The organism is Dorea longicatena, assembly GCF_025150085.1.
Classification (GTDB): domain Bacteria; phylum Bacillota; class Clostridia; order Lachnospirales; family Lachnospiraceae; genus Dorea_A; species Dorea_A longicatena.
In genome coordinates this window covers 1,348,589-1,372,605 of record NZ_CP102280.1, presented here as the reverse complement: position 1 = coordinate 1,372,605, position 24,017 = coordinate 1,348,589, and the positions used below count along the sequence as shown (strand labels likewise).

Below are 24,017 nucleotides of genomic sequence, written 5' to 3'. Positions count from 1 at the left end.
AGGAACACTATAAGTGAATTTTCTCTGTATGTCAAGGAGAATCTTTCTCAAAAACAACTGGAAAACAATCAAAAAAACAGAAAGCTTCAGACCCGAATATTTCAAGCCCCTTTGCTTTCTGTTTTTCTATACCAAAGTATGCAAGAGAAGTTGCCGGTGACAAGTTCTCTGTATTGCCATGCTCATTTATAATCTTCTATTTTCTGTCATCTACCATAGCGATTCTCATCATATTGCTTACGGTTCTGTTCTCAGATACATTCGTAGATGGAATTCCAAGTGTTAACACAACCATATCTCCTGCTTCTGCAAGCTGTTTTGCACAGATCAGATCGATCGCATTATCACAGATATCTTCTGTTGTGTATACTGCAACTGATTTCAGTGGCCTGACACCCCAGTTGATCTGCATTCTTCTCAGCGTTGCTTCATCTGGGCTGATACCGATAATACCTGTCTTTGGTTTGAACTTAGATACAACTCTTGCTGTAGCACCGGATACAGTAGGTGTTACGATACATTTTGCACGAAGGTTATTTGCTGTTGTTACCGTCGCATGTGCAAGTGCGCTGGATGCGCTCTTAAGTCTGTGTTCTCCAGCTTTTCTGAGGATCATATCATAGTCCAGGTGTTCCTCTGTATTCTCAACAATGTGAACCATCATCTGCAATGCTTCTAATGGATATTTACCCTGTGCGGTCTCTCCGGAAAGCATCACTGCATCTGTTCCGTCGTATACCGCATTGGCAACGTCTGTAACCTCTGCTCTTGTTGGACGTGGGTTACGCATCATTGAATCCAGCATCTGTGTAGCCGTGATAACCGGTTTGAAGTTATCGTTACATTTCTGGATAATTGTTTTCTGAAGGTATGGAACTTCTTCGGCAGGAATCTCAACACCAAGATCACCTCTGGCTACCATGATTCCGTCTGCACAGCGAATGATCTCATCGATATTCTTGATTGCCTCAAAGTTTTCAATCTTAGCAATAACCGGAATATATGGAGCTTTACATTCTCTTAAGAATGATTTGATCTCCAGGATACATTCTGCATTTCTTACGAAAGAAGCAGCGATAAAGTCTACGCCCTGTTCTACACCGAATTTCAGATCGTCACGATCTTTGTCTGTGATAGCAGGAAGACGGATTGCTACGTTCGGTACGTTAACACCCTTCTTCTCTCCAAGTTCACCGCCATTGACAACTTCACAGTTGATGTTATTGCCCTTTTTATCTTTTACCTTCAGCTCGATCAGACCGTCATCGATCAGGATTGTGCTTCCGGCTTTGACATCTTCTACCAGACCTTTATATGTAATAGATACGATCTTATTGTCTCCTACGATCTCATCTGTTGTCAGGGTAAATGTCTCGCCTGCTTCAAGCTGTACTTTCTTTCCGTCTTTTAATACACCTGTACGAATCTCAGGTCCTTTTGTATCCAGAAGGATCGCGATTGGTTTGTTCTCTTCCTCGCGGATCTTCTTTAACATATCCATACGACCTTTTTGCTCCTCATGATCACCATGAGAGAAGTTAAATCTTGCGATGTCCATTCCATTCTGGACTAACTTTCTCATCAGAGATTCATCGTTGGTATTTGGTCCCATTGTACAGATAATCTTTGTTTTTTTCATATTTTCCCTATTCCTCTCTTAGTTATTTAACATGTGTATGTGTGAACAAATGATCCTGGCAATATTCATAATTGCCATTACATTTTGAGCAATACCGGAATTCCAGATTCGGATCATCCATTTCTGTTCTTCCGCAGACTGCACATCTGTGTTTTGCTCCATTTGCATAGACATTCACCGGTCTTTCTGCCTGTCTCATCTTGCGCTTGAAATCATTCTTTCTCTTCATCTGGCCCGGTGAATACGGCTTCATATTCCGTGAACTTAAGAAAAAAATGATAAAGTTCAGGATCGAGATGAACGCAGCAAGTGCATTCGCCTTATAATATATGCCATAGACACCTCCGCCGTAGGCCGGAAGAAAAGCCTGTACGATCGCATACACAAAATACAGACCATCCAGCATCGCCAGCCATTTGATCTTGATCGGTATGACAAAGAACAATAACAGCTGGATATCCGGGTAGAGTGCCGCAAATGCAAAGAATAGCGACAGATTCAGATACCATGTATCCATCGGTAACACAGCGCCTGTCAGTAAAAATGCCAGTATGGCTCCTATTACAATAAAGAGCATTCCCGAAAAGAAATACAGATTAAAACGAAAAGCCCCCCACGCTGCCTCTAACTGCTTCCCTATCATATAATAGAGATACAGTACGAATACAATAAAAATCAGGCTGTCAGATGGAGGCTGGATAATAAACGTAACGATTCTCCATATCTGCCCCTGAAGAATCTTACCGGCATCCAGGCTTAGGAACTGGCTATAGAACGTCGGATTGATCAGATTCAGCACAAATCCGGCTGCATATAATATTATAATATAAGTCATGAGATTTGGAATCGCATATCTGCTAAATTTCCGTTCAAGTTTGTCTAACCAATTGTTCATATAACTGCTCCTTTATGTTTATTCTCACACTGTAGATATTCTACCTTCCTGAAAGATATTTGTCAATTATGCCAAGTAAAGTTCATCTCTTTTTAACATATCTTCAACATTTGTTAATTGTCTTTTGGCCACTTTTGTCGTATAATGTTACAGGTCACAATTAAGCAAAATGCATTTAATAAGAAGAAAGACATATATTTTAACATGATAAGGAGTTACATAATATGAATCAAAAGGAATTATACACACTTGGTATCGACATCGGTTCTACGACCGTAAAGATTGCCATATTAGATGAGAATAATGAAGTGGTATTTTCTGATTATGAGAGGCATTTCGCTAACATCCAGGAAACTCTTTCCGATTTGTTAGGAAGAGCGATACATAAATTAGGTCCTGTCCATGCATCACCGGTCATCACCGGTTCCGGCGGACTGACACTTGCGAAACACCTTGGAGTACCATTCGTACAGGAAGTTATCGCCGTATCAACTGCTCTTCAGGACTATGCACCTCAGACAGACGTTGCTATCGAGCTTGGCGGGGAAGATGCCAAGATCATCTACTTTGAAGGTGGTAATGTAGAGCAGCGTATGAACGGCGTCTGTGCCGGTGGTACAGGATCCTTCATCGACCAGATGGCTTCTCTTTTACAGACTGATGCCTCCGGACTGAATGAATATGCGAAAAATTATAAAGCTCTCTATACCATTGCCGCACGATGTGGTGTATTTGCCAAGACAGATATCCAGCCTCTGATTAATGACGGTGCTGCCAAAGAAGACCTTGCTGCTTCTATATTCCAGGCAGTTGTCAACCAGACGATCAGCGGACTGGCTTGTGGTAAACCGATTCGCGGACACGTCGCATTCCTCGGAGGACCGCTTCACTTTCTCTCTGAGCTGCGCGAAGCATTTATCCGTACACTGAAGCTGGACGATGAACACATCATCGCCCCGACACATTCCCATCTGTTTGCAGCAGTCGGATCTGCTCTGAATTCCAAGAAAGATCTGGACGTGGCACTCATCGATATGCAACGCCGTCTGGAAGGAAAAATCAAGATGGAATTCGAAGTAGACCGTATGGAGCCGCTGTTTGCAACGGAAGCAGATTTTAAGGAATTTGAGGAACGTCACGCAAAACATCAGGTGCCAGTCAAAGATCTTGCAACTTATCAGGGAAAAGCATTCCTCGGTATCGATGCAGGTTCTACAACAACCACGGCAGCCCTGGTCGGCGAAGACGGTACTTTATTATATTCTTTCTATCATAATAACGATGGAGATCCGCTTGGTACAACGATTTCTGCAATTAAAGACATTTACAGCAAACTGCCGGAAGGCGTGGAAATTGTCCACTCCTGCTCTACCGGATATGGCGAGGCGCTGATCAAGGCCGCTCTCTTGTTGGACGAAGGAGAGGTCGAGACCGTCTCTCACTACTACGCCGCTTCTTTCTTTGAGCCAGACGTAGACTGTATCCTCGACATCGGCGGCCAGGATATGAAATGTATCAAGATCAAGAATCAGACTGTTGACAGCGTGCAGTTAAACGAAGCGTGTTCATCCGGATGCGGTTCTTTTATTGAAACATTTGCGAAATCACTGAATTATACCGTCGAAGACTTTGCTCACGAAGCATTATTTGCCAAGAATCCGATTGACCTTGGTACCCGTTGTACTGTTTTCATGAATTCAAAAGTAAAGCAGGCTCAGAAAGAGGGTGCGGAGGTTGCTGATATTTCAGCTGGTCTTGCTTATTCTGTAATCAAGAACGCATTATTTAAGGTTATCAAGGTATCCGATGCATCTGAACTCGGTAAACACATCGTTGTTCAGGGAGGAACCTTCTACAACAACGCCGTACTGCGAAGCTTTGAAAAGATCGCCAACTGCGAAGCAATTCGTCCGGACATCGCCGGTATCATGGGCGCATTCGGTGCTGCACTGATCGCACGTGAGCGTTACGTTGACTGCGAAGGCACAACCATGCTTTCCATTGAAGACATTGAAGCCATGGAATATTCTACTACCATGACCAAATGTAAGGGATGTACGAATAACTGCCGTCTGACGATCAATCATTTCAGCGGCGGACGTAAGTTCATCACAGGTAACCGTTGTGAGCGTGGTCTTGGAAAACAGAAAACAACAAACAAGCTTCCGAACTTATTTGAATATAAATTAAAACGATATTTTGATTATGAACCATTGGCAGAGGAAAATGCTCCTCGCGGACTCATTGGTATCCCTCGTGTACTGAACATGTACGAGAATTATCCGTTCTGGTTCACATTCTTTAATAAACTGGGATTCCGGGTTGTCCTTTCTCCTGTATCCAACCGCAAGGTATACGAACTGGGAATTGATTCCATCCCGAGTGAATCCGAGTGTTATCCGGCGAAGCTGGCACACGGACATGTACAATGGCTGATCAACAATGGCATTAAGACGATCTTCTATCCTAGTATTCCATATGAAAGGAATGAATTTGCCGAAGCCAACAATCATTACAACTGCCCGATTGTAACTTCCTACCCGGAAAATATCAAGAACAACATTGATGCGATCGTACACGGAGAGGTTGATTTCCTTCATCCGTTCATCTCATTTGCCAGTGAAGATACGATTTCTTACCGACTGGTTGAAGAATTATCCGAGAAGTTCCACATCCCGGCAGATGAGATCAAAAAAGCAACTCATACTGCATGGGAAGAACTCGCTGCATGCAGAAAAGATATGCAGAAAAAAGGTGAAGAGACAATCAAATTCTTAAATGAAACCGGCAACCGTGGTATCGTTCTCGCAGGACGTCCGTACCACATCGACCCGGAAGTAAACCATGGTATCCCGGAACTGATCAACTCTTATAATATTGCAGTTCTGACGGAAGATTCGATCTCCCACTTAAATCCTGCAGAGCATCCATTAAATGTTATGGATCAGTGGATGTATCATTCCCGTCTGTATGCTGCTGCAAACTATGTAAAGACTGTAGATAATCTGGATCTGATCCAGTTAAACTCTTTCGGATGTGGTCTGGATGCTGTTACAACCGATCAGGTTGCATCCATCCTGAACGATTCTGACAAGATCTACACCTCTCTTAAGATCGACGAGGTTAACAACTTAGGTGCCGCAAGAATCCGTGTAAGATCACTGCTTGCTGCGATCCGAGTCCGAGAAAAGCGCGGAGATAAACGTGAGATCAAATCCTCCGCCATCAAAAAGGTTGCATTTACCAAAGAGATGCGTAAGAATTACACGATTCTCTGCCCGCAGATGTCTCCGATCCATTTCGAGCTTCTGGAGCCTGCATTTAATTCATCCGGATATAACCTTCAGGTTCTGCCGAACGACAACAAACAGGCCGTTGACGTAGGACTGAAATATGTAAATAACGATGCCTGCTATCCGTCACTGATGGTAGTCGGCCAGATCATGGAAGCTATCCTTTCCGGTAAATATGACACACACAAGATTGCCGTGATCATCAGTCAGACCGGTGGTGGATGCCGTGCTTCCAACTACATCGGATTCATCCGCCGTGCCCTTAAGAAGGCCGGTTACGGACACATTCCGGTCATCTCCATCAACTTAAGTGGTCTGGAGGATAATCCAGGATTCAAACTGACTCCGAACCTGATCTTACGAGGTATCTATGGTGCAGTATTTGGTGACATCTTCATGAAGTGTGTATACCGTCTGCGTCCATATGAGGCTGTTCCAGGCTCTGTCAATGCAATGCACAGAAAATGGGTAAAGGTATGCCAGGACTTTGTATCAAACGGCTACCCGAGCAGGCGTAAATTCAAACGTCTCTGCCGTGAGATCATTGAAGACTTTGACAATAACATCGAATTACTTGATATAAAGAAACCTCGTGTTGGTGTCGTTGGAGAAATCCTTGTCAAATTCCTTCCGGCAGCCAACAACTACCTGGTAGATCTTCTGGAAAGCGAAGGAGCCGAGGCAGTTGTTCCGGATCTTCTGGACTTCCTGCTCTACTGCTTCTACAACCAGAACTTCAAGGTGGAAAAGCTTGGATTCGAAAAGAAAAAAGCCACAACAGCTAATCTTGGTATCAAAGCTCTGGAATGGTTCCGTGCTCCGGCAACCGAAGCATTTGCGGCCAGCAAGCACTTCACACCACCTGCTAAGATCCAGGATCTTGGAAAGATGGCTTCGGACATCGTATCTCTTGGTAACCAGACTGGTGAAGGATGGTTCCTTACAGGAGAAATGTTAGAGCTGATCCACAGTGGTGCACCAAATATCGTGTGTACACAGCCATTCGCCTGCCTGCCGAACCATGTCGTAGGTAAGGGAGTTATCAAAGAACTTCGCAGACGCTATCCGGAATCTAATATCGTAGCGATTGATTTCGATCCGGGTGCAAGTGAAGTTAACCAATTGAATCGACTGAAGTTGATGCTTTCTACGGCGAATAAGAATTTGAATAAATAATTGGAGATTTAATACATCAGACGACGGTTACCCGGACCGGAATAAAAGTTAGGAATCCTCTACATTCACTGGAAAGGATTCCTAACTTTTATTCCGTGGGTATCGAATGCCTGAAGAATTAAATGGCGGAAGGTTACGAAAAGCCCGAAAAAATGTAGCAAAAAAGAGGATGAATATCTGTCACTCAACTAAATGAGATTTGATATTTATCCTCTTTTTTCATCTAACAGTTGTCAAATGTATGCTGTCAAGCAATAGTCAAATAATTCTATTTTTCATACTACTTTCAAGCATACCACAAAGCTTGATTTTAATCCATTCCTTAGAATTTACCAGCCTGAGCTGCTTCTTCAACGGATACAGCAACTGCAACAGTCATACCAACCATCGGGTTGTTTCCTGCTCCGATCAGTCCCATCATTTCTACGTGAGCTGGTACTGATGAAGATCCTGCGAACTGTGCATCTGAGTGCATACGTCCAAGAGTATCTGTCATACCGTAAGAAGCTGGACCTGCAGCCATGTTATCCGGGTGAAGTGTACGTCCTGTACCACCGCCTGATGCTACTGAGAAGTACTTCTTGCCCTGCTCGATACATTCTTTCTTATATGTACCTGCAACTGGATGCTGGAAACGTGTCGGGTTTGTAGAGTTACCTGTGATAGATACGTCTACGCCTTCTTTGTGCATGATTGCAACACCCTCACGTACGTCGTTAGCACCGTAGCAGTTAACTTTAGAACGGAGTCCGTCAGAGTAAGAGATTCTCTGTACTTCTTTCAGTTCTCCTGTGTAGTAATCATATTCTGTCTGAACATATGTGAATCCGTTAATTCTTGAGATGATCTTTGCAGCATCTTTTCCAAGACCGTTCAGGATAACACGAAGAGGTTTCTTACGAACTTTGTTAGCCTTCTCTGCGATACCGATAGCACCCTCAGCAGCTGCGAATGATTCATGACCAGCCAGGAATGCGAAACACTCTGTATCTTCTTCCAGAAGCATCTTTCCTAAGTTACCATGTCCAAGACCTACTTTTCTCTGATCAGCAACTGATCCAGGAATACAGAAAGCCTGAAGTCCTTCTCCGATTGCTGCTGCAGCTTCTGCTGCTGTCTTACATCCTTTTTTGATTGCGATTGCTGCACCTACGATGTATGCCCAGCATGCATTTTCAAAACAGATTGGCTGAATACCTTTGATCTGATTGTATACATCAAGTCCGGCATCCTTTGTGATCTGCTGTGCTTCTTCGATAGAAGAAATACCATAACCAGCCAATACTTCATTGATTTTATCAATTCTTCTTTCATATGATTCAAATAAAGCCATTAATTTATCCTCCTGATTAAATTACCTTAAAATATTGAGATTACTCCTTACGTGGGTCGATGATCTTAACTGCATCTGCAACACGTCCGTACTGTCCTTTTGCTTTCTCCCAAGCTTCGTTTGGAGTGTCTCCAGCTTTTACGAAGTCTGTAAATTTTCCAAGGCTTACGAACTGATATCCGATGATCTCATCGTTCTCATCAAGAGCGATACCTGTTACATATCCTTCTGCCATTTCAAGGTAACGAGGACCTTTAGCTAATGTTCCGTACATTGTACCAACCTGTGAACGAAGTCCTTTTCCGAGGTCTTCCAGTCCGGCTCCGATAGCAAGTCCGTCTTCAGAGAATGCACTCTGAGTTCTTCCGTATACGATCTGCAGGAATAACTCACGCATTGCTGTATTGATAGCGTCACAAACAAGGTCTGTGTTTAATGCCTCTAAAATAGTTTTTCCTGGAAGAATCTCAGAAGCCATAGCTGCTGAATGTGTCATTCCTGAACATCCGATAGTCTCAACGAGAGCCTCCTGGATGATACCGTCTTTAACATTCAGTGTTAATTTACAGGCACCCTGCTGAGGAGCACACCAGCCTACACCATGTGTAAAACCAGAGATATCTTTAATTTCCTTAGCCTGAACCCATTTTGCTTCTTCCGGAATCGGAGCTGGTCCGTGGTTTGCACCCTGAGCTACCGGACACATCATTTCTACTTCCTGTGAATAAATCATTTTAAAACTCCTTTCAACTATGTAAGTTTGCTTATCGTAAGGTTTGTTATCTCTTTAACATCCATACTTGTATTTATTTTCTCATATATTTCGACATTCGTCAATTGATTTTTCTCTACATTTTTATATGGAATTTTCTCTTTTTTTGGCACAATTTGCAAAAGGTTCTTCTCTGGGAAATACCATTCCCGAAGAAGAACCTTCTCATATCTCTTTCGACCTGTTTTCTTTCAAAAGAATCCTTATCTGCCTTTTTTACAAATTTCTTCTGAACCTACATACCGCCCTGTGTCAGTACCTGTACATTCTTTGCAATATAATCGATCAAAGATACGATTGTAAGTACCAGAGATACCCAGATCAGTACCTGTGCGATCATGTTAAATGCACCGCCAAGATCTGCGATCAGAAGGATCAGCATGAACATCTGGGATACCGTTTTGAATTTTCCCCAGTAGCTTGCAGCGATCACAATATCGTTGTCTGCTGCTACCAGACGGAATCCGCTGATGATAAATTCTCTTGCAATAATTACGATTACAAACCATGCCTGCAGTTTTCCAAGCGGGATCATGCAGATCATAGCCGAACATACAAGCAGTTTATCTGCCAGCGGATCCATAAACTTTCCGAAATTGGTTACAAGATTTCTGGCTCTGGCGATCTTTCCGTCCAGCATATCTGTAAGACTTGCCACGCAGAAAATAATCAATGCGATCCATTTGTTTGCAGCTCCGCCCACGCCTGTCAGCATGAAAAATACAAAAAACGGAACCATGATTACTCTTAAAACAGTTAACTTATTTGGTAAATTCATTATATCAACTCTCCTATCAAATCATATTCTGCTGCTCCGGTAACTTTCACTTTTGCGAAATCACCAGTCATCAGTTCTTCATCGGTATTTACAAAAATCAGTCCGTCTACATTCGGTGCATCGCGGTAAGTTCTTCCGACATATGCATTCTCATCGGCAACTTTTCCTTCGATCATAACCAGTACTTCTTTTCCGATCATATCTTCTGCCTGATCGAATACAATCTCCTGCTGCAGCTCCATAATATCTGCCTGACGGTCTTCTTTTACTTCTTCGTCGATCTGATCCGGCATGGTCGCCGCCGGAGTATCTTCTTCCGGCGAATAAGTAAATACGCCCAGTCTTTCAAATTCCATCTCATCTACGAATTCCATTACTTCTTCATGCTGCTCCTGTGTCTCCCCTGGGAAACCGGTGATCAACGTTGTACGAAGTGCGATGTCCGGAATCTCTTTTCTCAGTTTTGTGATCGTATCGATCAGCTGCTGCTTGGAAGTTCTTCTTCCCATTCTCTTTAAGATCGCATCGCTTGCATGCTGGATTGGGAGATCCAGATAATGGCAGATCTTCGGTTCTTCTTTCATTACCTGTATCAGATTGTCATCAATCTCTTCCGGATAACAGTACAGAAGGCGGATCCAGCGGATTCCTTTGATCTGACATAACTCTTTCAGAAGCTTATGCAGGGATTTTTCACCGTAAATATCCTGTCCATATACCGTTGTCTCCTGTGCAACCAGGATCAGTTCTTTTACGCCCTGGTCAGCCAGTTCCTGTGCTTCTTTGATCAGACGCTCCATCGGTACACTGCGGTAATTTCCACGGACTTTCGGGATAATACAGTATGTACAGTGTTTGTCACAGCCTTCTGCAATCTTCAGATATGCATAGTGACCTCCGGTCGTCACAAGTCTCTTTGTCTCCGGAAGCGGCAGCGCATTGATATCGGCAAGTTCTACTTCTGATTTACCTTCCAGTGCTTCTTCTACTGCTTCTACAATCTTATCATACGAAGTCGTTCCAAGCACTACATCAACTTCCGGGATCTCATCAATAATCTCCTGCTTATATCTCTGTGCCAGACATCCGGTTACAACCAATGCCTTTAATCTTCCTTCTTCTTTATATCTTGCCATATCCAGAATCGTCTGGATACTTTCTTCTTTTGCGTCATGAATAAAACAACAGGTATTAATCACCATAACATCTGCCAGTGTCTCATCATCAACAATCTGGTATCCTTTCGCATCCAGAAGTCCAAGCATGACCTCTGAATCTACCAGGTTCTTATCACAGCCAAGTGATACGAAAAATATATTCATTCGGTTCTCCTTTTTATTTATTTCTGATTTTTGCAGTATGCATTCTATTCGACACACATCTTTGCTATCTTGCTATATCCAGTTCAAGAAAGGCAGACACCTTGCGGCATCTGCCTTTTGTATCTCAGTCAGCAATGTGTCTGAAAGAATCCGTCTGCAACGGATCCTTAAGGTGTCAGATTTTATTCTTCTTCCTCTTCATCCTGTGCAATAATCGTCATCTTTCCCTGATTCATCTCATCAATTGCAATAGAAAGCGGCTTTTCGCCAACCTTTGCATCAACGAGCGGCATAGATCCGTCAATAATCTCTCTTGCTCTCTTTGCTGTAGCCATAACGATGGAATAACGGCTGTTAACTACCTTTGTTTCGCCCTCTTCAACGTCTTTATTTACTACTTTCATTAAGTCTGTGTAAGATGGATGTAACATACACTTATTCTCCTTTCAATTCTTCTTTCATATGCTCTATAAATTCAGCGTTACGGAAACTTCTTCTGTGCTCACCCTGGATGATCTGATGCATCTCTTCTACGCATTCCTGCAAGTCATCATTTATGATCAGATAATCATATTGATCCATCTCCAGTGCTTCTTCTTTCGCACGGTTCATGCGGAATTCGATCACGTCCATTGTCTCTGTTCCACGGCCCACCAGACGGCTCTTAAGTTCCTCTGCGCTCGGCGGTGTTACAAACAAAAGCAGTGTATCCGGGAATTTTTCTTTTACTTTCAACGCTCCCTGAATTTCTATCTCAAGAATCACATCTTTTCCTGCCTCTAACTGCTCCTCTACATATGCACGCGGCGTTCCATAGTAATTATCCACGTACCTAGCATACTCTATCAGTTCTTCTTTCGCAATCATTTTTTCAAAATCTTCTACAGTTTTGAAGAAATATTCCCGTCCGTCTTCTTCTCCCGGACGCGGATTTCTGGTGGTGGCGGAAATAGATAATGCATAATTATCATACTGTTTTAACAGCTCTTTCATAATGGTTCCCTTACCGGAACCTGAAAAACCTGATACAACGATCAGAATCCCTTTTTCTCTCATTTCGATACCCTCTTTTAATCTTCTTAACAATCTGATTTATTCAATATTCTGTATCTGCTCTCTGACTTTCTCAATCTCTGTCTTAAGTTCGATTCCGATATTGGAAGTCTCCAGATCATTCGCCTTCGAAAGAATCGTATTCGCTTCACGGTTCATCTCCTGTGCAATGAAATCAAGCTTACGTCCGATTCCACTGTCATCAGACTGAAGGGTTGCCTTCATATGTTCCACATGACTTCTCAGACGTACCACTTCTTCATCGGTACAGATCTTGTCCGCAAAGATCACGATCTCTGATGCGATCCGTCCCTCATCGATCTGTGTGTCCTCCAGAAGTTCTTTTACTTTTCCTTCTAGCTTTTCTCTGTACTCCGCAATGATCTTCGGTGCACGTTCTTCAATCTGTCCGACCAGTTCAAGCATACCGTCCAGCTTCGCGATCAGATCCTTCTTCAGATTCTCTCCCTCTACGGTTCTAGTCTGTACGAACTGTGCGATCGCACCATCCAGTGCTTTCTTAAGTCCTTTCCACAGTTCTTCTTCATCATCCATCTTCTCTTCCATTGTGAGGACTTCCGGATAACGGGACAATGTGGATACACGGATGTCATTCTCCAGTGAGAATTTTTCTTCCATCATTTTAAACTTTTCCAGATATTCTGCTGCCAGTGTCTCATTGTATTTTAAAGAGACCTGACTCTCTGAAAAGTCTTCATATGTAATAAAGATGTCCACCTTTCCACGATGAACACTTTCCTTTAAAAGGCTTCGAATGGCACTTTCAAAAAAATTAAGCTTCTTCGGCATACGGATATTGGCATCCAGATAACGATGATTCACTCCCTTCATCTCAACCGTGAATTTACGTTCCTCATCAGCCGCTTCGCAGCGTCCGAATCCTGTCATACTCTTAATCATGATATGATCCTCTTCTTATTCATTATTTAAAATAAACCAGCATTTATTATAAGACATTTGGCAAAGTTCGTCAACTATGCTATACTAGACAAATATGAAATTCTGTAAGGAAAGGAAGGTCTTTGTATGGCTTTTGACGGAATCACAGTCGCAGCAGTCGTTCAGGAATTAGAACATACTCTGGTCGGCGGACGTATCTCCAAGATCGCCCAGCCAGAAAATGACGAACTGCTTTTAACAATAAAAGGAAATGAAGGACAAAAAAGGCTCTATATCTCTGCCAGTGCTTCTCTTCCACTTATCTATTTAACCAACGAGAACAAACCAAGTCCGATGACAGCTCCTGGATTCTGCATGCTTCTGCGCAAGCATATCGGAGGCGGACGGATCACCGCAGTCTCCCAGCCGTCACTCGAGCGTATCATCCACCTGGATATTGAGCATCTGGATGAGATGGGTGACTTGTGCAGGAAAAAACTGATCATCGAGATCATGGGAAAACACAGCAACATTATTTTCTGTGATCTGAACGGACGCATCATCGACAGTATCAAGCACGTCTCTGCACAGATGAGTTCGGTACGTGAAGTATTGCCGGGACGCGATTACTTTATTCCGGATACGATGTCGAAAAAGAATCCGATGACGGCTACGCAGGAAGAATTCATTTCGGCAATCCTTGCAAAACCGATGCCGGTATCCAAAGCAATCTATTCCAGCATGACAGGTATCAGCCCGGTCATTGCCGAAGAGATCTGTTATCTTGCAGGTGTGGACTCTTCCATGACGGCGCATGATCTTTCCGAAGATGTACTGACACATCTGTACCGTCAGTTTACCTATTATATGGAGGACGTAAGACAGGGAAATTTCCATCCTTCTATTTATTATAATGGAAATGCACCAAAGGAATTCAGCGCCCTTCCGGTCACACATTTTAACGAATATACAAAAAAAGAGTTCTTTTCCATCTCGGAAGTCCTCTATACGTATTATTCCACACGTAACACACTGACCAGAATCCATCAGAAAAGTGCAGATCTCCGGCACGTTGTCCAGACAGCACTGGAACGGAACCGCAAAAAATACGATCTTCAGTCCAAGCAGTTAAAGGGAACGGAAAAGCGTGACAAATATAAAGTTTACGGAGAACTGATCAATACTTACGGCTATAATCTGGAACCGGGATCAAAAGAACTGACTGCCCTGAATTATTATACCAACGAAGAGATTACTATCCCGCTTGATCCGACACAGACTCCGGGCGAGAATGCGCAACGTTATTTTGCAAAATACAACAAACAGAAGCGTACATTTGAAGCATTGACGGAGCTGATCCAGGAAACTGCCGATGATATCCAGTATCTGGAATCTATCAGCAACGCACTTGACATTGCTCTGAGCGAAGCGGATCTTGCCCAGATCAAAGAGGAACTGATGCAGAGCGGCTATATCCGCAGAAAACATACAAAGAAAAAAGTTAAACTGACCAGCAAACCAATGCATTACATTTCCAGTGATGGTTATGATATGTACGTTGGAAAGAACAACCTGCAAAATGAAGAACTTACTTTTTCTTTTGCCAATGGCAATGACTGGTGGTTCCATGCAAAGGGTGCTCCGGGATCTCACGTTATCGTCAAAAGCGGCGGGGATGAACTTCCGGACCGTACCTTTGAAGAAGCAGGTCGTCTGGCCGCTTACTATTCTAAGAATCGTGGTGCTGACAAAGTAGAGATCGACTACATTCAGAAAAAACACGTTAAGAAACCAAACGGTGCAAAACCGGGATTCGTCGTTTACTATACAAACTATTCACTCGTCATCGATTCTGATATATCGAATATAAAAAATGTGCAGGATTAATTCCTGCACATTTTTGCCTTCTTATTCATATATTGCAAATAGACATATCCTGTCACGTCTGCCAGGAACCATCCAATCGGAATTGACCACCAGATTGCAATCACTCCAATCGACTTTATCGGTGCCAGTGTATAAGAAAGCAGCACTCTCGTTCCAAGCGAGATCACCGTCAGCACCACCGACATCTCCGGTCTTCCGACCGCTCTGTAATACCCATACCACAAGAACAGAATACCGATTCCACAGTAAAATGCTCCTTCGATATGCAGATACTGTATCCCGACGCGGATGATCTCATGCTCACTGCCGTCGATAAATGCCAGCATCAGATATCTGGCTCCAAAGTAGATCAGCACCAACGCACAGATACAGAATGCCGCTGATACCGTTACAGCACTACGGACACCTTTCTGTACTCTTTTTTCCTTTCCGGCTCCCCGGTTCTGGGAAATGAAGATAGAAAATGCATTTGCAAATTCCTGCGCCGGCATATAAGCAAATGAATCAATCTTCACAGCCGCTGCGAATGCCGCCATGACTGCGGTTCCAAAGCTGTTGACCAGACCCTGTATCATCAGGATTCCAAAATTCATCACTGACTGCTGGATACTTGACGCAGCCGAATAGCGCACCACTTCTCCCATTACACTTTGGCTTTCCTTTATTCTTTCCGGCCGCAGGGAAAAACGTAATTCCGGCATTTTCATCCATGTATAAATACAGATTCCAATCCCGGATACAATCTGGGATATGACTGTCGCGATCGCCGCACCTTTGATTCCCATACGGATTCCATACACCAGTGCAAGATCCAGCACAATATTCAGTCCCGAAGAAATTCCCAGGAATACCAGTGACACCACCGAATCTCCCGCCGCTCTTAGCAGAAATGAAAAGTAATTATAAAGAAAAACAAAAAAGATGCCCCAGAATATATACCATACATATTCCTGCATCATTCCATAAATGTCCTCCGGTATCTGAAGAATATTCAGGATCGGTTTCATACACACAAACACAACAATGTTCATCACGATCGTCACGATTCCAATAAAGGAAAATGATGCCGTCATTTCATATTGCAGCCGCGCCGTATCCCGTTTTCCGATTGAATAAGAAAATAATGATCCGCTTCCCATACACATTCCGATCAGCACCGAAGTCAGAAATGTCATCAGACTGTATGCCGAACCTACTGCCGCCAGAGCCCCCGCCCCAAGCGCCCTTCCGACAATCAGCATGTCCACAATATTATAACACTGCTGCAGCAGGTTTCCCAAGATCATAGGACCTGCAAACAGCAGCATTGTCTTTGTCACATTTCCGGTTGTAAGATCTTTTTTCAAATCTTATCTGGTTCCTGCCAGGTAATCGATAAACTGCTGGGCGGTTCTTCCGGATAATCCTCCGTGGCTTAATTCCCACTTGTTTGCTTCCAGCAATAATTCATCATCCGGCATATCAATTCCGTTCTTCTTTGCCAGTTCACGTACGATCTCCTGGAACTGCTTCTTATCCGGTTTTCCAAAGTAGATCGTAACACCGAATCTTGCCACCAGGGACAGCTTCTCCTGAACAGTATCATTTGTATGAAGTTCTTCATCTCTGTCTTCTTTATCTTTGAATGTCTCACGGATCAGGTGTCTTCTGTTCGAAGTTGCATAGATTAGTACGTTATCCGGCTTCTTCTCGAGTCCGCCTTCGATCACTGCCTTCAGGTATTTATATTCGATCTCAAACTCTTCAAAAGAAAGATCGTCCATGTAAATGATGAATTTGTAATTACGGTTCTTGATCTGTGCGATCACATCATTCAGATCCTTAAACTGGTGCTTGTATACTTCGATCATACGAAGTCCCTGATCGTAATACTGATTCAGGATTGCTTTGATGGAAGACGATTTTCCTGTTCCGGCATCACCGAATAACAGACAGTTATTGGCTTTCTTGCCTTCTACAAATGCTTTTGTATTATCGATCAGCTTTTTCTTGGCAATCTCATATCCGACCAGATCATCCAAATGTACGTGTGCGATCTTCGTGATCGGCTCGATCAATGCCCCTTCTTCTGTATGTGCGATACGGAACGCTTTGTGAAGTCCTAGCTTTCCTACACCGAATTCCTTGTAGAACTGTGTCATGATATCCTTGAATTCTACCGCGGTCTCAGTTTCTGCAAGTGCTTTGCTCAGATCACAGATACGGTCGCGGATTCTCTGATTGAACACACTTCCGTGTCCGCTGGTTCCGACATAATCATGTAACATAGAGATACAGTCAACACCCATCACATTCTCCAGATCTGCAAAGTCATAATCAAATAATTCTTTGAAGATTTCAAAATCATGCAGTGCAACCTGGTTGATACTTCCGTCTACCGGTCCTACGATCTCACAGGAGGTACTGTAAGCATTCTCATGACTTGCCATCAGGTAAGTCAGATAATTATGCCAGAGATCTCCCTCGAATCCGTGGCTTACAGCCATCTCCAGAATCTCGTTGACCGCATCATATAACAGTCCCTTCATATCTTCCATGTTATAGTAATCATTCTGATAATTCTCCATTAAGAATGTCATATCCTGAAGGATCTGTCCTTCCTCCATATGTTTATATAACATCAACTCATTTGTTCTCATTTGTCATTCCTCCAATTTTATATCCGACCTGCTATGCCTAGTAATTTCCAAGAATTCTTAAATTTCTTCCCTCTTCACGAAGTCCCCTGATTGCATTTTTCACCGCGGGATCCGCAAGATTTCCCTCGAAATCAATAAAGAAGCGGTATTCCCAGCTTTTTCCTTCCATCGGCCGGGATTCAATTTTTGTCATATTCAGATCATTATACGCAAAATGTGAAAGCAGATGATAAAGAGAACTGCTTTCATGAGGGAGCTCCAGACAAATACTTATCTTCTTCGCATCTTTTAAGAATACTTTCTGGTTTGTGATAACGATGAATCTGGTCGAATTATTCTTTTCATCATTGATACTATCTGCAAGCACAGAAAGTCCGTATACGGATGCCGCATAAGCACTGCATACAGCCGCCTGATGTTTATCCTGGTCTTCAAGTATCTTCTTTGCAGCAAGTGCGGTATTCGCTACACTGATCTGCTGCCAGTCCCCGTGTTCTCCCAGAAAATGCGATGCCTGCATAAGTGCTTCCGCCTTGGAATATACACGTTCAATCTCAGATATATCTGTTCCCGGTAATCCTGACAATGTATTTTTGATCGGGATGATCGTCTCTCCGACAATATAATTTTCAAATTCTACCAGAAGGTCATAGATTTCATTCACTGCTCCCGCTGTTGAATTTTCAATCGGAAGTACTGCATAATCTGCCGCGCCTTCTTCAATTGCCTCCATTGCCTCTCGGAATGTATGTACATGATAGCTGTTACATCCTTTTCCAAAATAATGTTCCATTGCCGCCTGACTGTAAGCCCCTTCTGTTCCCTGAAATACTACCCTTGCTGTATCCTTATCCAGTGAATCAATGCCGATAAACGGAAGTCTTCCAAGTGCACCTGCTTCTACAAGCTGCTTGTACTGTAATTTTCTACTGATCGCAAGAAGCAGTTCATATACTTCTCCGATTCCTTTTTTATTAAAGTCTGATGAAACTTTTCCCATCACTTCTGCTATTTTATTCTTTTCACGCTGACGGTCAAATGTTTTATAACCATTTTTAATCTTACAGGTCCCGAGATCCTCACAAATCTTCATTCGCTTTTCATAAAGATCCGTAATCTGATCATCAACATCACTTAACTGCGTTCTAAGTTCTTCCAATGATGTCATTTACTCTCTCCTTTTTGTATATTATGCAGGAAATCTGCGTATTTATTAAATTATAATACATTCCAAAAATAAAATCTACCCATCCTGCTTTAAAAAAATCATCGAAAAATTTTTCAAGACATTGAAAATCATCGTTAAATATTATATGATGTATGAGAGATTTGAAAACGGAGGTAAAACCATGAATACTTTAGAATGTATCAAAACAAGAAGAAGCATTCGCAAATTCAAGCCTGATCCTGTAGATCACGCAACTTTAGAATCCCTGATCGGTGCAGCATCTTATTCTCCTTCCTGGAAGAACACTCAGATCACTCGATATATCGCAATCGAAGATTCTTCTATTCTTGATAAAATCGTTACTGATTACACTCCAGATTTCAACGCAAAAATTATAAAGCAGGCACCAATGCTTATTGCAGTTACTTTCAAAAAAGGGCGCTGCGGTTTTGAACGCGACGGTTCCTACAGCACCAAAAAAGAAGACCGCTGGCAGATGTTCGATGTCGGTGTTGCAAGTCAGACACTTTGCCTTGCCGCTCACGAAGCTGGTCTTGGAACTGTAATCATGGGCATCTGGGATGAAGACGGCATCACCGATCTTTTACATATTCCGGAAGATCAGGAGCTTGCTGCTCTCATCGCCATCGGATATCCTGATATTGATCCTGATGCACCTAAGAGAAAATCTGTCGATGATTTATTAACTTATTTATAAAACAGGAGGTTTTGACATGAGACACTTATTAAGTCCACTGGATTTTTCTGTGGAAGAACTTGACAATTTAATGGATCTTGCAAAAGATATCGAGGCAAATCCGAAAAAATATGCACACGCATGTGAAGGCAAAAAGCTTGCCACTCTTTTCTATGAACCGAGCACACGTACCAGATTAAGCCATGAAGCAGCTATGATCAATCTGGGTGGCAGCGTTCTTGGTTTCTCATCTGCAGATTCAAGTTCTGCTTCCAAAGGGGAAAGTGTAGCAGATACGATTCGTGTAATTTCCTGCTTTGCAGATATCTGTGCAATGCGCCATCCAAAAGAGGGTGCCGCTATGGTTGCAAGCCAGCATGCCACAATTCCGGTGATCAATGCCGGTGACGGTGGACACCAGCATCCGACCCAGACACTTACAGATCTGCTTACAATCCGTTCTTTAAAAGGTCGACTCGATAATATGACAATCGGATTATGTGGCGATCTGAAATTCGGCCGTACCGTACACTCTCTGATCCATGCACTGGTACGTTATCCGGGGATCCGTTTTGTTCTGATCTCACCGGAAGAATTAAAGCTTCCAAGCTATATCAAGAACGATGTATTAGACCGTCAGAATATTCCTTACGAAGAGGTAGTACGACTGGAAGATGCCCTTCCTGATCTGGACATTCTTTACATGACCCGTGTTCAGAAAGAACGTTTCTTCAACGAAGAAGATTATGTACGTATGAAAGACTTCTACATCCTGGACAACAAGAAAATGGAGCTTGCGAAAGATGATATGTATATTCTCCATCCACTCCCAAGGGTAAATGAAATCGCCACAGAAGTAGACAATGACCCAAGAGCTGCTTATTTCAAACAGGTACAATATGGTGTTTACATCCGTATGGCACTGATACTTACACTTTTGGGAATTGAAGTTTAGGAGGAAGATAACAATGGTAAAAAATACATTAACTGTCGGACGTATTGAAGAAGGATTTGTTCTGGATCATATCCAGGCAGGGCGAAGCATGGATATCTATAAATACCTGCATCTGGATAAACTGGACTGCTGCGTTGCAATCATAAAAAATGCAAAGAGTAATAAAATGGGAAAGAAAGATATCATGAAAATTGAGTGTCCGATCGACTTTATGGATCTGGACATCCTCGGTTTTATCGATCATAACATTACCGTAAATATTATAAAAAATTCTGAGATCGTAGACAAAAAAGCTCTCCATCTGCCTCACGAAATCCGCAACGTGATTCACTGCAAGAATCCTCGCTGCATCACTTCGATTGAGCAGGGACTGGATCATGTCTTCGTACTTACAGATCCTGAAAAAGAAGTTTACCGCTGTAAATACTGCGAAGAAAAATATGACGGAAGACGCAAATAAAGCAAAAAATACCGCCTGATAATTAATATCAGACGGTATTTTTATATTCATTCAAATTGCAAGCAAAACGATAAGCCGGGTTATGTCGTTGGGTAATCATCTTTCTAGACCCATCGTTACCAATGGGTTCAAGCAACCTACCTAAGACGTGACGGGCCGCCACATTGTCTTTATCCGGTCTTGCTTCGAATGGGGTTTACATATGCCCCTGCTGTTACCAGCAAGGCGGTAGTCTCTTACACTGCCCTTCCACCCTTACCAGAATTATATCCTGGCGGTATATTTCTGTTGCACTATCCTTGGAGTCGCCTCCACCGGACGTTATCCGGCATCCTGCCCTGTGAAGCCCGGACTTTCCTCACCTGCTGCCTTTCGGCATCTGCAGCTGCGATTACCTGTCTTACTTGCACTTTTCAAAAGCGTTTATTATTATAGCACTATTTATTCAAAATAACAAACCTTTTTTCCGATTTCATAATCAGACAATTTCTTTCAGACTTATGGCAATTCGAATACCTGTCCTGGTACCTTTACATGCATTACATGTTCTTTATAGGATTCTGCCTGCGGATTATTCATAAGTTTCTCATAAACTTCATAGTGTCCCCACATATGCATCGGAAAGACCAGTTCTGTATCTGTATGCTTCATGAAATAATCCAGTCCCCAGTAATATTGCTCTTCCTGTCTTGGATCTAACGGAACAAATGCTACATCAATCCGTATATTTTTTAATTTATGGATTTCTTTCTGATAATCCATCCGCATCTGTTCGTTATAATATTCACTTTCTTCTTCCCAATGCCACCAGTTCAGATCTCCTGCGTGATAAATAATCCTATCATCTACATACACAAGAAATGCTACACCCGCATCCGTAGAATGAAGTGTCTGTACTTTCAGATTACCAATCCGATATTCTTTGTCGGCAATAACAAACCATACCTTTGAAGGGACCGGCTTTTCTGTAATATCTGCCGACAGTACATATCTTACGTTCGGATATATGTTCTCCAGCTCAAATATTTTCCGGTCAAAATGATCATAATGTGAATGGCTGGAAAATACATAAATTTCTTTTTCCGAATCAAATTCAGGAAGTTTACCTTTATACCAGTCGAAGATCAATACATATTTTTTGTATTCTACAGCAAAACCGCTGTGATCCAGGTACGTGATCTTCATTCTTTATGCCTCTCCCTTGATAACCTTTACAGCATGCACAAGTTCCGGAAGTAAGAATCTGAGACTTTCTTTTACTGCCTGTGCTTTTCCCGGAAGGTTTACAATCAGTGTATCTCCACTGATTCCGGCCACACTTCTGTTCAGCATACTGCGTCTTGTCAGTTTCATAGTATGCGCTCTCATTGCTTCAGGAATCCCCGGTACCGGTCTGTCTACAATATTCATTGTTGCTTCTGGTGTACAGTCACCTGGATTACATCCCGCACCGCCTGTTGTAAGGATCAGATCTGCTGTTTTTCCATCTGTCATGCGCTTCATAACAGTTGACAATACTTCTCTGTCCAGTGGAAGTGCCCGCATAAAGACAACTTCAAGTCCAGCTTCTTCTGCCACAAGCTTCACTGCTTCCCCGCTTTCATTCGCTTTCGTTCCTTTGTATATATCTGTATTTGCCGTAATAATTGCTACTCTCATATCGTACCTCCAACGTTCATTTGTGATAGTCATATACTTTTATATTTTAACCCTTTTATGAAAATAATGCAATCTTACACATACAGAATCAATAAAATATCATACTATAAAGCTTTGCGGTACAACATCTCCACATCCTTTAATGTTGTCTGTCTTGGATTAGCCGCAATATTTCCACTCTTCATCGCATCTGCAGCCATCTGTGGAATCTTATCTTCGGTTACACCGACCTCGGAAAGTGTTTTTGGAATTCCCAGAGATGCATTCAGTTTCTTGATTTCTTCTACCAGCATTTCCGGTTTAAAATCTTTCACCGGCTCTTTTTCTTCGCTGATATAATTGTAAATCTTTTCGTAACGTCCATGATCTGCCAGCGCATTATATTCTACAATTACCGGAAGAAGGATTGAATTGGCCACTCCATGCTGTACACCAAAGAATGCGCTGACCGGATGTGACATGGCATGTACATCTCCAAGTCTTGCCCAAGCAAATGCAATTCCCGCAAACATACTTCCTGACATCATTGCACATGCAGCTTCCTCGTCCTTTCTGTTTGCCACAAATCTACGGATATTACCGCCGATCAGTTCCATTGCTTTTTCTGCCATTGCATCAGAAAACGGTGAAGCGCCAAGTGATGTATATGCTTCCCATGCATGGATCAGTGCATCAATTCCACATGAAGCCGCAACCATCGGTGGTACAGACATGATCATCTCCGGATCTAACAGTGCGTATTTTGGAAGTAATTCATAGCTAAAAACCGTTAATTTATAATTTCTGGAGGTATCTGTAATAACGGAGAACGCCGTAACTTCACTTCCGGTACCTGCTGTAGTAGGGATTGCTATGATTGGTTCGATCGGTCCCGGAACAAGATGTGCACCTTCATACTCTGTAATGGATCCGCCGTATCTTGCCAGAACACCTACTGCCTTGGCAACATCCATCGGGCTTCCTCCTCCAAGTGCAACTATACTTGTCGCTCCTGATTCCTTATATACCTTTGTCGCCGCATTTACCATATCTACTGTAGGGTTTGGAAGAATATCAAGGAAACTTACTGTTTCTATACCTTCTGCCTCCACAATATCCAGCACTTTCTGTATGACTCCTAATTTCTCCAGTCCTCTGTCTGATACTACCATCATCTTTTTAGATCCGCTTTTTTCAAGAAGCTCCGGCAGTCTTTTTAAAGAGCCTACACCAAATACAATATCCTGCGGTACTTTGAACGTGTAATCTTTCATTTTTATCATCCTCCAGATTCTTATTGTCTATTATGGTAAAAAAAAGAGACCACACCCTGACGAGTATGGCCCCTTTACCAATTCCTAATTCATATTATAGACACATTCTATTCTATATTTCAAGTGTTTTTTGAATTT

General features: G+C 42.6%; 20 protein-coding genes and 1 other RNA gene. 5 read left to right on the top strand and 16 right to left on the bottom strand.

Translation table 11 applies throughout. The features are described from left to right. Positions 1 to 196 precede the first annotated feature (196 nt). Together pyk and NQ508_RS06450 are read right to left on the bottom strand one after the other, a co-directional pair. Entirely contained in the window at positions 197 to 1,639 is a 1,443-nt protein-coding gene (gene pyk / locus NQ508_RS06455) for a pyruvate kinase (protein ID WP_006426696.1), read from the bottom strand. A 22-nt stretch (positions 1,640 to 1,661) separates the two neighbouring features. Then, positions 1,662 to 2,534, bottom strand: a complete 873-nt coding sequence (locus NQ508_RS06450; RefSeq protein ID WP_006426697.1) for a rhomboid family intramembrane serine protease — start codon at positions 2,532 to 2,534, stop codon at positions 1,662 to 1,664. Positions 2,535 to 2,758: 224 nt separating this feature from the next. Here NQ508_RS06450 and NQ508_RS06445 point away from each other — a divergent pair, with 224 nt between their 5' ends. Further along, complete coding sequence (locus NQ508_RS06445; protein WP_006426698.1) at positions 2,759 to 7,003, top strand: 2-hydroxyacyl-CoA dehydratase; 4,245 nt, start codon at positions 2,759 to 2,761, stop codon at positions 7,001 to 7,003. A gap of 322 nt (positions 7,004 to 7,325) precedes the next feature. On the opposite strand, the gene NQ508_RS06440 is transcribed toward NQ508_RS06445, so the two are convergent. From NQ508_RS06440 to NQ508_RS06410, 7 genes are all read right to left on the bottom strand, one after another. Continuing rightward, the gene (locus NQ508_RS06440; protein WP_006426699.1) at positions 7,326 to 8,336 is read right to left on the bottom strand and encodes a GGGtGRT protein; all 1,011 of its coding nucleotides are present in this window, start codon (positions 8,334 to 8,336) and stop codon (positions 7,326 to 7,328) included. Between the two features lie 40 nt (positions 8,337 to 8,376). Further along, positions 8,377 to 9,069, bottom strand: coding sequence for an iron-sulfur cluster assembly scaffold protein (locus NQ508_RS06435; RefSeq protein WP_006426700.1), 693 nt, complete (start codon positions 9,067 to 9,069; stop codon positions 8,377 to 8,379). A 274-nt stretch (positions 9,070 to 9,343) separates the two neighbouring features. Beyond that, positions 9,344 to 9,886 (bottom strand): CDP-diacylglycerol--glycerol-3-phosphate 3-phosphatidyltransferase, encoded by a 543-nt coding sequence (gene pgsA / locus NQ508_RS06430; protein WP_006426701.1) that lies wholly within the window; start codon positions 9,884 to 9,886, stop codon positions 9,344 to 9,346. After that, complete coding sequence (gene rimO, locus NQ508_RS06425; protein WP_006426702.1) at positions 9,886 to 11,208, bottom strand: 30S ribosomal protein S12 methylthiotransferase RimO; 1,323 nt, start codon at positions 11,206 to 11,208, stop codon at positions 9,886 to 9,888. Before rimO ends, pgsA begins: the two co-directional genes overlap by 1 nt. 182 nt (positions 11,209 to 11,390) lie before the next feature. Further along, positions 11,391 to 11,639, bottom strand: coding sequence for a DNA-directed RNA polymerase subunit omega (gene rpoZ / locus NQ508_RS06420; RefSeq protein WP_022416085.1), 249 nt, complete (start codon positions 11,637 to 11,639; stop codon positions 11,391 to 11,393). 4 nt (positions 11,640 to 11,643) lie between these two features. Next, entirely contained in the window at positions 11,644 to 12,264 is a 621-nt protein-coding gene (gmk, locus tag NQ508_RS06415; RefSeq protein WP_006426704.1) for a guanylate kinase, read from the bottom strand. A 36-nt stretch (positions 12,265 to 12,300) separates the two neighbouring features. Further along, positions 12,301 to 13,182, bottom strand: coding sequence for a YicC/YloC family endoribonuclease (locus NQ508_RS06410; RefSeq protein ID WP_006426705.1), 882 nt, complete (start codon positions 13,180 to 13,182; stop codon positions 12,301 to 12,303). Between the two features lie 126 nt (positions 13,183 to 13,308). Here NQ508_RS06410 and NQ508_RS06405 point away from each other — a divergent pair, with 126 nt between their 5' ends. Next, complete coding sequence (locus NQ508_RS06405; RefSeq protein ID WP_006426706.1) at positions 13,309 to 15,048, top strand: Rqc2 family fibronectin-binding protein; 1,740 nt, start codon at positions 13,309 to 13,311, stop codon at positions 15,046 to 15,048. Here NQ508_RS06405 and NQ508_RS06400 read toward each other — a convergent pair. Genes NQ508_RS06400 through pheA form a run of 3 tightly spaced genes read right to left on the bottom strand, consistent with a single transcriptional unit; the run spans position 15,045 to position 18,855 of the window. Beyond that, positions 15,045 to 16,394: an MATE family efflux transporter gene (locus tag NQ508_RS06400; protein WP_207635646.1), complete on the bottom strand. Its 1,350-nt coding sequence runs from the start codon at positions 16,392 to 16,394 to the stop codon at positions 15,045 to 15,047. The genes NQ508_RS06405 and NQ508_RS06400 overlap by 4 nt on opposite strands. A 3-nt stretch (positions 16,395 to 16,397) precedes the next feature. Next, on the bottom strand, positions 16,398 to 17,687 hold the full coding sequence (locus NQ508_RS06395) for an ATP-binding protein (RefSeq protein ID WP_006426708.1): 1,290 nt from the start codon (positions 17,685 to 17,687) through the stop codon (positions 16,398 to 16,400). A 37-nt stretch (positions 17,688 to 17,724) separates the two neighbouring features. Beyond that, a complete protein-coding gene (pheA, locus tag NQ508_RS06390; protein WP_006426709.1) occupies positions 17,725 to 18,855 on the bottom strand; it encodes a prephenate dehydratase in 1,131 nt (376 codons plus the stop codon). Positions 18,856 to 19,036: 181 nt separating this feature from the next. On the opposite strand from pheA, the gene NQ508_RS06385 reads away from it, so the two are divergent. The 3 genes from NQ508_RS06385 to NQ508_RS06375 are packed head-to-tail and all read left to right on the top strand — an operon-like array spanning position 19,037 to position 20,967. Continuing rightward, positions 19,037 to 19,573 (top strand): nitroreductase family protein, encoded by a 537-nt coding sequence (locus NQ508_RS06385; protein ID WP_022416082.1) that lies wholly within the window; start codon positions 19,037 to 19,039, stop codon positions 19,571 to 19,573. Between the two features lie 16 nt (positions 19,574 to 19,589). Beyond that, a complete protein-coding gene (gene pyrB / locus NQ508_RS06380) occupies positions 19,590 to 20,507 on the top strand; it encodes an aspartate carbamoyltransferase (RefSeq protein WP_006426711.1) in 918 nt (305 codons plus the stop codon). 13 nt (positions 20,508 to 20,520) lie between these two features. Then, positions 20,521 to 20,967: an aspartate carbamoyltransferase regulatory subunit gene (locus NQ508_RS06375; protein WP_022416081.1), complete on the top strand. Its 447-nt coding sequence runs from the start codon at positions 20,521 to 20,523 to the stop codon at positions 20,965 to 20,967. A 55-nt stretch (positions 20,968 to 21,022) separates the two neighbouring features. On the opposite strand, the gene rnpB is transcribed toward NQ508_RS06375, so the two are convergent. The 4 genes from rnpB to NQ508_RS06355 all read right to left on the bottom strand — a co-directional run bounded on the left by rnpB (position 21,023) and on the right by NQ508_RS06355 (position 23,879). Next, an RNA gene (gene rnpB / locus NQ508_RS06370) (RNase P RNA component class A) lies at positions 21,023 to 21,374 on the bottom strand. 91 nt (positions 21,375 to 21,465) lie between these two features. Beyond that, positions 21,466 to 22,152 (bottom strand): MBL fold metallo-hydrolase, encoded by a 687-nt coding sequence (locus NQ508_RS06365; RefSeq protein WP_006426716.1) that lies wholly within the window; start codon positions 22,150 to 22,152, stop codon positions 21,466 to 21,468. Positions 22,153 to 22,155: 3 nt separating this feature from the next. Beyond that, positions 22,156 to 22,626 (bottom strand): MogA/MoaB family molybdenum cofactor biosynthesis protein, encoded by a 471-nt coding sequence (locus NQ508_RS06360; RefSeq protein WP_022416079.1) that lies wholly within the window; start codon positions 22,624 to 22,626, stop codon positions 22,156 to 22,158. Positions 22,627 to 22,730: 104 nt separating this feature from the next. Next, complete coding sequence (locus NQ508_RS06355; RefSeq protein WP_044919612.1) at positions 22,731 to 23,879, bottom strand: iron-containing alcohol dehydrogenase; 1,149 nt, start codon at positions 23,877 to 23,879, stop codon at positions 22,731 to 22,733. Positions 23,880 to 24,017 lie beyond the last annotated feature (138 nt).

What these genes read in the sequence shown, in the direction of transcription:
- pyk (WP_006426696.1), bottom strand. Translation starts at nt 1,639, where the DNA reads ATGAAAAAAACAAAGATTATCTGTACAATGGGACCAAATACCAACGAT.
- NQ508_RS06450 (WP_006426697.1), bottom strand. Translation starts at nt 2,534, where the DNA reads ATGAACAATTGGTTAGACAAACTTGAACGGAAATTTAGCAGATATGCG.
- NQ508_RS06445 (WP_006426698.1), top strand. Translation starts at nt 2,759, where the DNA reads ATGAATCAAAAGGAATTATACACACTTGGTATCGACATCGGTTCTACG.
- NQ508_RS06440 (WP_006426699.1), bottom strand. Translation starts at nt 8,336, where the DNA reads ATGGCTTTATTTGAATCATATGAAAGAAGAATTGATAAAATCAATGAA.
- NQ508_RS06435 (WP_006426700.1), bottom strand. Translation starts at nt 9,069, where the DNA reads ATGATTTATTCACAGGAAGTAGAAATGATGTGTCCGGTAGCTCAGGGT.
- pgsA (WP_006426701.1), bottom strand. Translation starts at nt 9,886, where the DNA reads ATGAATTTACCAAATAAGTTAACTGTTTTAAGAGTAATCATGGTTCCG.
- rimO (WP_006426702.1), bottom strand. Translation starts at nt 11,208, where the DNA reads ATGAATATATTTTTCGTATCACTTGGCTGTGATAAGAACCTGGTAGAT.
- rpoZ (WP_022416085.1), bottom strand. Translation starts at nt 11,639, where the DNA reads ATGTTACATCCATCTTACACAGACTTAATGAAAGTAGTAAATAAAGAC.
- gmk (WP_006426704.1), bottom strand. Translation starts at nt 12,264, where the DNA reads ATGAGAGAAAAAGGGATTCTGATCGTTGTATCAGGTTTTTCAGGTTCC.
- NQ508_RS06410 (WP_006426705.1), bottom strand. Translation starts at nt 13,182, where the DNA reads ATGATTAAGAGTATGACAGGATTCGGACGCTGCGAAGCGGCTGATGAG.
- NQ508_RS06405 (WP_006426706.1), top strand. Translation starts at nt 13,309, where the DNA reads ATGGCTTTTGACGGAATCACAGTCGCAGCAGTCGTTCAGGAATTAGAA.
- NQ508_RS06395 (WP_006426708.1), bottom strand. Translation starts at nt 17,687, where the DNA reads ATGAGAACAAATGAGTTGATGTTATATAAACATATGGAGGAAGGACAG.
- pheA (WP_006426709.1), bottom strand. Translation starts at nt 18,855, where the DNA reads ATGACATCATTGGAAGAACTTAGAACGCAGTTAAGTGATGTTGATGAT.
- NQ508_RS06385 (WP_022416082.1), top strand. Translation starts at nt 19,037, where the DNA reads ATGAATACTTTAGAATGTATCAAAACAAGAAGAAGCATTCGCAAATTC.
- pyrB (WP_006426711.1), top strand. Translation starts at nt 19,590, where the DNA reads ATGAGACACTTATTAAGTCCACTGGATTTTTCTGTGGAAGAACTTGAC.
- NQ508_RS06375 (WP_022416081.1), top strand. Translation starts at nt 20,521, where the DNA reads ATGGTAAAAAATACATTAACTGTCGGACGTATTGAAGAAGGATTTGTT.
- NQ508_RS06365 (WP_006426716.1), bottom strand. Translation starts at nt 22,152, where the DNA reads ATGAAGATCACGTACCTGGATCACAGCGGTTTTGCTGTAGAATACAAA.
- NQ508_RS06360 (WP_022416079.1), bottom strand. Translation starts at nt 22,626, where the DNA reads ATGAGAGTAGCAATTATTACGGCAAATACAGATATATACAAAGGAACG.
- NQ508_RS06355 (WP_044919612.1), bottom strand. Translation starts at nt 23,879, where the DNA reads ATGAAAGATTACACGTTCAAAGTACCGCAGGATATTGTATTTGGTGTA.